This window comes from Peribacillus acanthi, from assembly GCF_003073175.1.
Taxonomy (GTDB): domain Bacteria; phylum Bacillota; class Bacilli; order Bacillales; family DSM-1321; genus Bacillus_BN; species Bacillus_BN acanthi.
Map to the genome: position 1 here is coordinate 61,592 of NZ_QBBX01000007.1, position 13,253 is coordinate 74,844.

A 13,253-nucleotide genomic window follows, 5' to 3' on the forward strand; every position below is an offset into this window, starting at 1 on the left:
AAGAATATGATTTTATCGTTGGAACTATTTTTAATAATCCACTGTCTACATTTTTATCTCTCCGAAATCTACGGACCGAAAGGGTTTGTACGTTTTTTCTTACTCCTTATAAATAAATTCTTATTTTGGAATAAAATGTGAAAGAAAGAGGAAAATAATACATATTTTTATTACAGACATGTGAGGTACACAATGAAGTATGATATTAAGTTATTGAAAAGTATCCGAACACCAAAAGACACTTTTTTATCTTTACATAAGGCAGAACAAATTCGAAACTTACCATCACAGATAATCATATTATTGATTTTTCCATTAGGCATTGCAATGATTTCATCTTGGTTTGGTATAGGTACAGAATCTATTTCGGGAGATATCGTAAACATACCAATAGAACAATTTGAAGAGAAAAAATGGTGGTTCGCATTCGGCCATTGGATTTCTTCTATTTTATATTCAGCCATCATCCTTTACTTAGGATCAATTTGGTTTTGGACATTATCAGAAATACCCTTTCAAAAGCTTTTGGTCACACAATGTTTCGTTTTATCGATAATTTTAATAGAAAAAACGGTTAACTTGCTATTGCATATTTATTTGTCAATTCCATGGTATTCTTCACCATTTTCACTTGGTGTGATATCCCAAATAAAAACAAATAAATCCTTTTGGATTTCATTTTTTGGCAGTATAACTGTTTTTAAGATATGGACAATTTACTTACAATATAATGCATTAAAGCAAATGTCAGAATTAAGTCGATGGAAAATTTTATTAGTAATTTTATTTATTAATGTTCTTGGAAGTCTGTTTATTTCATTAGGTAATTTAATACAAAGGGCTTTATAGGTAGGGAAGGTATATGAATAAAAAAATAAGAATATGTATTCTACTATTAGTTATTATTTTTGTAGGAATAAATGGAGTTCTACTTTTTAATTCCAATTCAAAGATCGACAGAATTTATCAAATAAAAGATTGGCGTAAAGCTCAAGTTAAGGATTTAAAAGCTGGATTTAGGAAAAATGGTATCGTACAACCAAGGGAACGATATTATATTTATGTTCAAGATAAAGAAGCATTCAAGAATTTTTTAGTACAAGAAGGTGATATAGTAGAAATTGGCACCCCTTTATATTCACTTTCTAATGAAAATGCTAAGCAACAGCGAGATCTACTAGATGCTCAAATAAATCAGTTACAACTCCAACTTGAAAGTGTTGTTAACCATATTGACAGTCTCGAAGAACTCAAGACTTCAATCAAAGATGGATTAAACACAACTAACGATAATTCAATTAAAGAAACCGAATCTACTTCATTTTCTCTGGAACAAACTATTCTTCAGAAGGTTGCAGAACAGGACAAAATATTAAGCCAAATAAACTTGTATGAAAATAAGAAAAATACTTTTCAAGAAGGTGACGAAATTACAGTCAATAGTACATTTAATGGGTATGTTGAAATGCTTAAATATGATGTGAATAATCCAATTATGACAATTGTATCTATTGAGAAAAAAGTGGAAATTGAACTAACGGAGAGAGAGCGTTCAATTATTGAGAAGGAAGATCCTGTTTTCATACACTCAAATAATCTAAAACAAGCTATTCTAAGTTTTATTGGAAAGGTTCCATTATTCCCAAATGTAACTCCAAATTTAGCTAATAAATCCTTGTACACCTTATTCGTCGATATCTCCGAAAATGGAGATAAATTGCAACAAGGTTATCATGTTGATACAGAAATTATCACAGAGGCAACTATTAATTCATTAACAGTTAAGGAATCTGCTGTTCAATTAGATGGGGATAAACCATATATTTACGTTCTTAATAAAAATGGTATTATTGTAAAAACCCCTGTATCAATCGGAATACACGATTCCCAATTCATAGAGATAAAATCTGGTCTATCTGACGTGCATTGGTATAGTGCAAAACCTAGTTCATACAGGACAAATAACTATTTTGTTACACCCCTTTTGATTGATAGATTAACAAAAGAGAACTCATTAACATCAAAAAATATACTAATTTTTATTTTACACGGATTGCTTGAAATTTAGACTGATTCTGGTCATGTTGTATTTCTATAGGATTTTGAGTGCTAATCAAATTGCCTTTTAATGAATTTTGAATCACAGTAAGTTTTATTAATAAAAGGATTGATTTCATTTTTTGTAATTTGAAATCAATCTTTTTTATTTGCATTTAGGTTGAAATATTATTTACGAAAATTGATATGTACAAAAATTGGCAATCATAATATTCCTTTAATATATCAGTAATATTTGAAACAAAACGAAGTCTTCCACCATTTGGAGTATATTTCTTAAAGATAATTCCTGCTTATAATAAATTGGTCATCCGGATGAATATTCTATTGAACAGGAGTTATCACACAGCATGTCATCATACAAACCTTTTTTTCGTAGTATAGCTATTATACTTTCTCTCATTCTTATTTTTAGCTCCATTGGACCTCATTTTGCAGAAGCTGCTCAAGGCGAAGCAAAAAGAACCCCTAAAAAATAAAAAACAAACTGTAACTGTGGATATTGGAGAATTACCAAAGAAACTTCCAAAACAAAAAATAGAGTTAGAGAGTAAACGAACTCAATACTCTAAAAGATTTTTGAATCCAGATGGGAGTTTTACAGAAGAAATCTTTTTAGAGCCTCAATATTATCAAGATTCCAACGATAAAAAGTGGAAAAAAATCAATAATAGACTTAAAAAAGATGAGAAAAATCCAACTAAACATGTAAACGAGGCAAACGAAGTTATAACCACCTTTGCAAATGAAATTAATGAAGAAGAAGTCGTAACAATAGAAAATGATAAAAAATCTATTTCTTTAATTCCCGTTAATGCTAAAAAAGTAAAGGGAAATGTTAAAAATAATGAAATCACTTATACAGGCATTTATGACAATATAGATTTGCGTTATAAAGTAAAAGGATTAGCAGTTAAAGAAGACATTATCCTAAATAGTTTACCAAGCACCAATGTTTTTTCCTTTAAGTTAAAAGCAAAAGGAGTAACAGCTGTAACACAAAAAGATGGAACCATTGTGTTTAAAGATCAAAAAGGTAATTTGAAATGGTACCTTGAAAAACCATACATGATAGATAGTAATAATCAATATTCTGATAAGGTTACGCTTAAACTTAGAAATGAAAATGGGTCAACTTTTGTTGATGTGATCGCTGATCAAGAGTTTTTAAATGACTCAAATACTAAATATCCTGTAACGATCGACCCAACCATAAATGAATGGGATGTTATCCGTGATTCTTTTATTGCAAGTAATTATCCTTCCTCAGCTTTTTCAAGCGAGACATTTATGAACACAGGGTATCATGGTTATTTTGGTTCAACACGGTCCTTGATCCAATTTTACCTTCCTAGCCTTCCAAGTGATAGTGTTATTACAGATGCATCTCTAAATCTTTTTCAAGCTAAGAGCGATACTTCAACTGCATCGATTGACATTTTCCGTGTAAACAGTAGTTGGACTGGGGCTTCAGCAACATGGAATACACCTCCAACAATTGGAGGAACACCTGAAACTACTACCACGGACAATAAAGTAAACGATTATTGGCAATGGGATATTACTAAACTTGCTAAAGATTGGTATAACGGAATCCAAGCTAATCATGGAATGATGTTAAAACAGCAAAACGAAGGTACATCTCCATATCGGTCATTTAACTCAGTTAATAGTGGAAATAACACTCCCCGTTTAACGGTTAATTACCGAGTGGAAGCTATTGGTAAAGAATCCTTCTGGACTAATACGGAAGATAGTGTAAACCCCGCAAATGGAAACCTAGTATACCAGGAATCCGATGTGGAGATTCAGGGACGTGGCCCAGTTGTAAGCCTAACCCGAACTTTCAATAGTCGAAAATCTTCTTATAAAGGTTTATTCGGATACGGGTGGATTACTAATCTTGAACCGTTAATCGTTGATTCAGGAAGTGGACCAATCACTTTAATTGATGAAGATAACACTCGTCACATTTTTGGAGAAAAAGTCGGAGGCGGTTATGAAGCTGCTGGTGGCATTTACCTTGATTTAGTCAAGAACATTGACGGAACATATACGATTACCGGAAATGATGGCACTAAAACGAACTTCAACAGTAATGGAAAAATCAGCTCAATTGTCGACACAAATGATAATACATCTACTTACGTGTATGACACTTCTGGAAAATTAACAAAAGTTCGAGATGCTTCTGGACGGGAAACGACTGTTAATTATGGTACAAACGGATATGTTTCAAGTGTGACTGATCCGGCAGGCAGGGTAACGAGTTATGCATACGATGCTTCAAGTAACCTCACAAAAGTGACTGATCCTGAAGGAAAATTAACAACTTTTACTTATGATGCAGATCATAACATCACAGGAATTACGGATGCTCGTAACATTAAAACGACAATCGATTATGACACATCTGACCGTATCTCAACCATCAGCCGTCCGATTACAATCGACGGAGTTCAGCAAACAAGTACAAGCGTTTATGCTTATGATACAACCAATTTGGTTACTTCTGTGACTGATGGAGAAGGCCGTCGAGTTGATTACACGTATAATGCCAATGGCAATGTTGTACAGGTAACAGAAAATCCATTAGATGCTGCCAATAAAGCGATAAGTTCTTATACTTATGACAACAACAATAACTTAACGGAAGTTAAAGATGCCAATACAAATAAGGCAAACGGAACAGCAACGTGGGTGTACACCTATGATAAGAATGGAAACGTTACAAGCGTAAAGACTCCTGAAAACCAAACGGCTTCTTACACTTACGATAGTCAAAATAACTTAGTAAAGGAACAGGACTTTAACAATAACGTTAGTACGTCTGATTACGATACTAATAACAAAAATATCGAATCGACTGACGCAAACGTTCAGACGTCTGCAAGTAGGCATGATTCAAATGGAAATGTAAAGTATGATACACATCCTATGTCTGCCGCAGACAACTTGATTGCGAATTCAAGTTATGAAATAGATCAAGATAGTAACAATTGGCCAGATAACTGGGTACAGGAAAAAGATAAGGATAGTACCGCTACTTACTCTTGGTCGAATACAAGTAAATTTGGTGGTAAATCTGTTAGTATTTCAAACCCATCTAGTTGGGCATTAGTCCGAACTGATACGTTTAATTACAAAGAAGGAGAAAAATATATTGTAAGCGGGTTTGTAAAAACGGACAATACAACTGGTACAGCTCTATTAAAATTTGAATTTTTAAACGATCAGAATGAAAAAAAGGGAGAAGCAGCATATTCTTCTGAACTTAAAGGTACTCATGACTGGACCCGTTTACAATCAGTAATTGATAATGTACCACCGGGTACTACCAAAATATCAGTAGCTGCAGGAGTTAATGCTGGAACAGGAACAGCATATTTTGACGGAATTCAGGTAGAGAAAGGAACCACTCTATCTGCATTTAACTTAGTTGAAAACTCCAGTTTTGAACGAAATGCGGGGACTTCCGATAAGCTTCCGTTTGGCTGGACAAACAGTTCCAACCTGTCAGCAAATGACGGTATTTATCAAAACGCAACTGGTGAAGATAACGTCTATGTTGGATCATACTCATTAAAATTGACTGGTGAAAAGACTAAAAACAAATATATTAAGCAACGTATCAATCTTTCCGGAGATGCCACTACTCCATTGACACTCTCAGGTTGGTCGAAACAATTAGGGGCTGACTACAATGGTGGAAGTTATGTTGTGCAAGTCCAGATTAATTATACAGATTTATCTGTGGGTACTTTTGCTAATGTTTTCAGCAAAACAACAGAAGATTGGCAGCATGTGGCTGCACAAGTAAAACCGACGAAAGCTTTCAATTCCGTTGATGTGCTTTATCTCTACAATGATCAGTTGGGTACTGCTTGGTTTGATGCGATGCGTTTAGAAAAAGGAGCTTCTCACACCTTTAACACCTATGACGCGGGTGGAAACTATCTCACCGAAGTGGACAATACCGTTGGAAATAACGTGAAATTCAGCTATGACGCAGTTGGAAATAATACAAGTGTTACAGATGGAAAAGGAAAAACCACGTCGTTTGCCTATGACAAACGTAATTTGCTTACCAGCGTAACCGATGCTCATTTAAAAACAACGTCCTATGGGTATGACGCATTTGGAAATCGAACTACTCTAACAGATGCTAAAAACAATGTCAACACTTACGAATACAACGAATTTAATCAGGTTTCAAAGATTAAGAACCCATTAAATCAAGTGATTCAAATGGGATATGACAAGAATGGGAATACGAAAAAACTGATTTTCCCGAAAGGTGACTCCGTATCCTACACCTATAACGCATTGAATAGGATGGACGGTATCTACCATAATGGCATCAAACAGTGGGGATTGGGTTATGATGCCAACGGAAATATCTCTTGGTATGCCGATAATACGGGCAAAACAACAAGCTTTACTTATGATAAAAACAACCGTGTTACTCAACAGGCTGTAGGGGCGTCAAACAGGATTAATTATGCCTATGACAATAACGGTAATCCTACTTCATTAACTGTTATTTCAGGTGCGACGACAATTACCAATGGATATAGCTACAATTCATTGAATGAGATGACGGCAGTAACTCGGGACGGTGTAAACCAAGCGAAATTCATTTACGACGAGCGTGGAAATGTCATTTCTACCAAAAAGGGGAATGGTACGTATACTGCTTTCGAGTATGATGATGCTGACCGTTTGAAATCATTAAAAAATTACAATGTTGCTGGAGCATTATTGTATACCTACACGTACTCTTATGATGCCAATAACAACCAAACTAGTGTAATCACAAGTGCTGGTACGGCTTCTTATCAATACGATGCGTTAAATCAGTTAACACAGGAAACTTTGGTAGATGGATCTACGATTTCTTACGAGTATGATGCAGTTGGTAACCGTACGAAGAAGGTTGTAATCAAAAGTGGAAATACAACGACAACTAATTACACTTATGACGCTGCAAACCAACTTACCGCTGTCAACGGTCAAGCGTATACGTACGATCCAAATGGAAACCTGACAAATAACGGAGCAAAAACGTTTATCTATGACGTAGAAAACCGTCTGATTGAAGTGAAGAATTCTGCTGGAACATCTTTGGCAAGCTTTACCTATGATAAAGATGGCAAGCGTTTAAGTATGACTACAGCGAGTGGAACGATTAACTACCACTATAGTGAAGATAAAGTGATTTACGAGACTGATGCTAATAACAATATTGTAGCTTCCTACACATGGGATGCCCAAGGTAATCCGGTTAGTATGACCAAGAACGGTGTAACATATTATTACCATGTAAATGGACATGGTGATGTTACTGCACTTACAGATACCAATAGTGTTACAGTTGCTCAGTATCAATATGATGCTTGGGGTAACATTACGTCTCAAACAGGAACAATGGCTTCGTCTAATCCATATAGATATGCTGGTTACCGATATGATGAAATAACTGGACTTTACTATCTGATGGCTCGCTATTATGATCCAAATACAGCTCGATTTATAACAAGGGATAACTTCCATGGATATGATGATGAGCCAACTTCTTTAAATCAATATCTATATACTCAAAGTGATCCGGTAAATTATATCGATCCTGATGGGGACAGAAGATTAAGAATACCAACAAATAGTAAGCCAATTTTAAGAAGCCCAAGCCCTAAACAATTAAAAAGGGGTAAGGACTATGAAGCTATGGTTCTTGAAGAATTAGGATTAAAAAAGAATAAATCATCAAAAATTGGAAGTAGCATTCCAGATGCTTTAACCTCAAAAACCATTTATGAAATTAAAGACGCAATTTCTGTTTATAAAAACAGCCAGTTTAGAAATTATGAAAGAAATAGGGGAAAAAGAAAAATTGTTCTTATTGTTTCCCATAGAAATGTTTATATAAGTAGGCCAGTCAAAGAGGTAATTAAAGATAGTGGGGGGTATATTAGAAAAAGAACAATAGATGGAAGATATGTTAATATATCTCTTTAGTATTCATGGAGGATTTTCAAATGATTGAAGTTAAAATATATACTACAAAACATATAGGTACAGCCAATATAGCAGAGTGTGTGTTAAAACAATTAGAACAGTTAAATTTATCTATTCAAAAAATTGGATTATATGAACCACTTAGAGAAGTATATACTTTTGAAAAAGCTCTTAAAATGTGGACAGAAGTAGAGGAATGTAAAGATGAAGAAGAGGAATGGACAGCCGGTGGATTCTTAGGGAAATCCAAATCTCCTTCTTTTGAATTTATTGTTTCTTGGTGGAATTATCCTAATCGAAGTCAGTTAAGTACCTTGACTTTTTTCTTTCCTATAAAGACGTTTAAAAAATTCGAAAAGGAAATAATAACACTTTTTAAAGAATGTGTTTTAGTAACTGAACCAGTTTATGGATATGTTAGCCATTCAAATGTTGTTAGTAGACAGCATACAACAGGTACTTTATATAATAGATTACCTGGGGTATTTTGGTGCAACTACTTTGGGAAATTATTTGTAGATTTCTTTGGGGAAGAAAAGATTTCTTCATTTCCATGGGAAAAGGTTGAATTCCTATCTAATGAAGGAATTATCACTTTTCTTACGGAACAACCTATTAAACAATTGTTAGATTCAAATGAATTAGAAACCAATGCAAAACAACATTTGGGTTTTGATTCTTTTGGTAATCCAGAGGAAATGGAGATCTTTACAAAATCTCAAAACCCAGAGGATTGGGATAGAACTATTCAAAAGAATGTACCTGAAATTAAGTAAATAAAAATTAGGTTATTGTATTTAAAGGGGAGACATTAAGGCTGTCGAAAGAAGCCTTAATGTCTCCCCTTTTTAGGTGCTACCTTACCAAGTGGTTCATGGGAACAATCGTATATTTTAGAATTAATCCTTACATTCTTCTTGATGATGGTTATTTTCGGTTCAGCAGTTCATGGAAAAGCTGTAAATCCTTTGCAGGATTGGCTATTGGTACAACAGTAGGCTTAGAAGACATGTTTGCAGGTCCGATTTGTGGTGCTTCAATGAATCCTGCAAGGTCAATGGGTCCAGCAATCGTATCAGGAACACTTCAACATCTTTGGGTCAATATTGTTGTAACAATATTGGGTGCCGTTTGTGCAGCATTCATATATAAAATACTTCATGACTAAAAGGAGAATATCAAACATGTCTAAAAAAACGATCTATTTCTATTCTACTGGGAACTCTTGCCGAAGCCAAATTGCAGAAGGATGGGCAAAAAAGCACTTAGCTGACAAATGGGAAGTTAAAAGCGCTGGACTTGAAGCACATGGATTAAACCCTAATGCTGTGAAAGCCATGAAAGAAATAGGCATTGATATTTCAAATCAAACATCAGATGTAATAGATCCAAATAACTTATATAATGCTGATTTAGTCGTTACCCTTTGTGGTCATGCTGCAGATCATTGTCCTGTTACACCTTCACATATCAAAAAGGAACATTGGGGTTTCGATGATCCTGCAAAAGCTGAGGGGAACAGAAGAAGAGAAATGGGCATTCTAACGTGTTCGTGATGAGATTGGCAAGCGTATTGAACGCTTTGCAAAAACAGGCGAATTACCTTGAACCAAAAAGCCAGGGTAGTCCATACCTTGGCTTTTAAGTTGCCTAAATTTAATTTGTGAAAACTTTCACTTAAACTAACGGGGGCAATAACTCAATAATAAAGTTATTAAACTAGTATAATTTATGTTTTTTAGGTGAATACTGCCAGTAAAAAGAACTGGGAGTTATTACAATGATTGTATCTGAGGCGTGGCAACTATATAAAGCAGATAAACAAATTCAAGGCTATTCTTCTCAAACCTTAAAAGCGTATAGTGTCCAATTATCCTTATTAATCAATTTTTTTGGTGATGTCAATATTACTGATTTTACGACTGAATCTATTAAACTTTATCTTGGAAAAGTAGCTACGGAGTTGAAAGCTTCAAGTCTTTGTCATCGAATCCGTTTTATAAAATCTTTGTTTAAATGGGCCCTAGATGAGAATTATGTTACAACCAACCCTGTGGCATCAATAAAAGAGCCTAAGCTTGATAGTAGAATCCCTAAGTTCTTAACGGAAGAGGAAATTGAATTGCTACGTGAAGCATGTGATACTACTTTTGAGAAAGCATTATTTGAGTTTATGTATTCAACTGGTTGCAGGATAGGAGAAGTTGTAAGCTTAGATAGACATTCGATCAACTTCTCGGAACAGTCCGTAATTGTGTTTGGAAAAGGTAAAAAAGAAAGAGAAGTGTATTTTAACACTAGATGTAGTATTTGGTTAAAAAGATACTTAGAAGAAAGAAAAGATGATCAACAAGCCCTATTTGTAACAATTAGGGCACCTCATCGGATGAGCATTGCACAAATGAGATACGTTATAAAACAAATATCATTAAGAGCAGGAATCAATAAATGTATTCATCCACATCAATTAAGACATAGTTATGCTACTACATTAATTAATAATGGAGCACCTTTAGAAGTAATACAAAATTTATTGGGACATGAAAAGAGCGAAACAACTAGAGTGTACGCTTATCTAAGTGGACAACTGAGACGTGAATTGTATAAAAAGTTCTTTTAATTACTCAAGTGCTGCTATTGCAGCATTTTTTATTGAACTATCGGGGCAGTTAAGTAGAAGAAGGAATTATTTAGAAATTAGCAGAATATAAAAATTATCCATAGAAAAAGGGTGGTTTTTATATGAATGTAGCTCCAGTCATACAAGGTAAAAATGTGTTATTGCGGCAACCAATAGAAAGTGATGTTATGGATTATTATCAGGTAGAGAGTAGTAAAGAACTCATAAGATTGTATGGTGGAGATACAAGGAATATTAAACCCAAAACCTTTGAAGAAGCACAAAAGTTTGTTGATACCATCCGTGCTAATAAACTTGAATGGTGTGTAGAATTTGAAAGTCGCTTAATCGGACAAGGAAGGCTATCGGTCAGTGAAATAGATAACCGTGCACGTTATGCTGTGGGGATTTTTGATCCATCAGTATGGGGTAAAGGATTAGGAACAGAAATAACTCAATTAGTGTTGCAATATGCCTTTGATGAACTTAAACTACATCGAGTTGATTTACGAGTCCTTCAATATAATAAACGTGCAATAAAGTGCTATGAAAAATGCGGTTTTACTCAAGAAGGGATAGAAAGAGAAGGGGCTTTAATAGAAGGTAAATATGAAACAGATGTGATTATGAGTATCTTAGATAGAGAATATAAAACAAAAATTTATTAATTTATAAATATAAGCTAATTTAGCGAAATAGAGAATAGATAAAATCGAGGCTGTCATTGTGGCGGCTTTTCCTATTGTAGTAAAGGGGCAGGTTAGCTGAAGAAGAGTTCTTGGATTTCCTGTTAAATTATTTCATTCATAGATTCTAGAAAAGTTCTTTATCCCCAAATTAATAAACGGATCAAATCAAAACGTGATAATAAAAGATGGAGGTAGTATGTCAAAAGAGGTACATTTCTTTGCTACTAAAGCTGATTTAGAAAAAGGGCTCAAAGAGTTAACATTCACTCGCAACGTGAAATATGTTAGAACTGGATTGTTTGATAATAAGGAAGTTCCAATATATACATCTTTTAGTGAAATTGGTGACTTTGGTATTAATCATTCTGGGAACCATATATCTGAAAGTTATCTTGTACTAGACCAAAATATTGAATTGCAAATTAGAGAAGTACATCAACAAAGAGGAGGATTAAAGTTTGCTGTTGATCAAAGAATCAATGGCTCATCAATCGTCTTTTGGCCTGGTGGTATGCATAAAGAAAACTTTCTTATTTGTGGCCATATATCAACGAGTTCAAAAGAGAATATATCATTAGAACTCTATAAGGATTTTAGAAAGAAAGTTCTCAAAGGTTTTAAGAAGATTGGAAGTTATTATTGTGGGCCAGAGGCATTGCAAATGAAGGATAAAGTCAGATTTATAACTATGGGTGTTCATCAAGATAAGATATACGACTTGAAAATCTAAGTGCTTATATATTTACTAACAGGAGAGTTGAAAATCAGAGTTGTTATTTTGGCAACTTTTCTTGTTCAACTTACGGGGGCAAGAGTTAATGAGGGTGATTGCTGCGGTGGTCTTTTGTTTGTTTGCTAAAGGGGCAAGGTAGTTCAATAACGAGTAAAATTATATGATCATCAATAAAATACTGTGGAGTGGTTAAGGTGAAAAGCTATAAGGATCTCATTCCAAGAAATAAAAATGATTTTAATAGGGTTGAAAAAATTAAAAAGCTGGATAGAAATAATATATTGCCGTTATTGCCTGACCTCCTCGTATTTATTCAGGATATGAACTGGCCAGTTGCTCCTGCCATATTGGAGATTTTATTAACATTTCCTACAGAGATAGTTCCCCATGTGCAAGATGTTTTATCTACAGATGATGATAACTGGAAGTGGTTTATCCTACACTTTTTGATTATTGAATTACCAGTAGAGTCAAAAGTCCACTTTAAAGAATATCTAACAAGAGTAGCTGAAAAGCCAACGGAAAATGAATTAGCCGAAGAACTTAATGAAATTGCAAAAGAAATTCTAAAGACAATCTAAAACTAAAAATCATTGTGAAACTATAGGTGCAGTTTAGTTCAATAAGAAAATGTTTATTTACTCTTATTTTTTTAATAAAATTAAGATAATAAACTATAACAATAGGAGTTTTTATGAACCAATCATTGATTACAAACATCGATCTTGAATCAAATATAATACAAGTTAAACTTGAGAATAATGGTTATAAAGAAAAATTTTTAGTTACCTTACTTAATCTATTTACTCAATCAAACATTAGTATTGATTTTGTAACTTCTACATCAGATACAGTTTTATTTACTTTAAAAAATGAGATTGCAGAAGAAGCAGTAGGTATTATGCATGAAAATGGATATAAACCTGAAATCACTAGTAATTGTACGAAAATAACAATTGATGGAACAGCAGAGATTACTGGAGTACCTGGTATTGTTTCAAAAGTAATAACTGCTTTATCTAATAAGAATATTAAAGTTTTACAATTTGCTGATAATCACAATACTATGTGGGTTCTTATAGAATCGAAGAATAAAGAAGAAGCTTTCAAAGCCATTTATTGCGCTTTTGATTAATAG

10 protein-coding genes and 1 pseudogene are annotated in these 13,253 nt (G+C 33.9%); all 11 read left to right on the top strand.

Annotated features, from left to right (window positions below; translation table 11 throughout):
• The first annotated feature begins 192 nt into the window (after window positions 1–192).
• Entirely contained in the window at window positions 193–849 is a 657-nt protein-coding gene (locus tag DBX25_RS08825; RefSeq protein WP_108670423.1) for a hypothetical protein, read from the top strand.
• Between the two features lie 13 nt (window positions 850–862).
• Window positions 863–2,068, top strand: a complete 1,206-nt coding sequence (locus DBX25_RS08830; protein ID WP_108670424.1) for an efflux RND transporter periplasmic adaptor subunit — start codon at window positions 863–865, stop codon at window positions 2,066–2,068.
• A 422-nt stretch (window positions 2,069–2,490) separates the two neighbouring features.
• Window positions 2,491–8,073, top strand: a complete 5,583-nt coding sequence (locus DBX25_RS08835) for a DNRLRE domain-containing protein (protein ID WP_240620220.1) — start codon at window positions 2,491–2,493, stop codon at window positions 8,071–8,073.
• Window positions 8,074–8,093: 20 nt separating this feature from the next.
• Complete coding sequence (locus DBX25_RS08840) at window positions 8,094–8,849, top strand: hypothetical protein (RefSeq protein WP_108670425.1); 756 nt, start codon at window positions 8,094–8,096, stop codon at window positions 8,847–8,849.
• Window positions 8,850–8,947: 98 nt separating this feature from the next.
• Window positions 8,948–9,241, top strand: a complete 294-nt coding sequence (locus DBX25_RS08845; protein ID WP_240620221.1) for an aquaporin — start codon at window positions 8,948–8,950, stop codon at window positions 9,239–9,241.
• 16 nt (window positions 9,242–9,257) lie between these two features.
• Window positions 9,258–9,618, top strand: a pseudogene (arsC, locus tag DBX25_RS08850) (arsenate reductase (thioredoxin)).
• A 235-nt stretch (window positions 9,619–9,853) separates the two neighbouring features.
• On the top strand, window positions 9,854–10,693 hold the full coding sequence (locus tag DBX25_RS08855) for a tyrosine-type recombinase/integrase (RefSeq protein WP_108670426.1): 840 nt from the start codon (window positions 9,854–9,856) through the stop codon (window positions 10,691–10,693).
• Window positions 10,694–10,815: 122 nt separating this feature from the next.
• Window positions 10,816–11,361, top strand: a complete 546-nt coding sequence (locus DBX25_RS08860; protein ID WP_108670427.1) for a GNAT family N-acetyltransferase — start codon at window positions 10,816–10,818, stop codon at window positions 11,359–11,361.
• A gap of 217 nt (window positions 11,362–11,578) precedes the next feature.
• Window positions 11,579–12,112 (top strand): hypothetical protein, encoded by a 534-nt coding sequence (locus tag DBX25_RS08865; protein ID WP_108670428.1) that lies wholly within the window; start codon window positions 11,579–11,581, stop codon window positions 12,110–12,112.
• A 197-nt stretch (window positions 12,113–12,309) separates the two neighbouring features.
• On the top strand, window positions 12,310–12,696 hold the full coding sequence (locus DBX25_RS08870) for a DUF5071 domain-containing protein (RefSeq protein ID WP_108670429.1): 387 nt from the start codon (window positions 12,310–12,312) through the stop codon (window positions 12,694–12,696).
• Window positions 12,697–12,809: 113 nt separating this feature from the next.
• A complete protein-coding gene (locus DBX25_RS08875; RefSeq protein ID WP_108670430.1) occupies window positions 12,810–13,250 on the top strand; it encodes an ACT domain-containing protein in 441 nt (146 codons plus the stop codon).
• Window positions 13,251–13,253 lie beyond the last annotated feature (3 nt).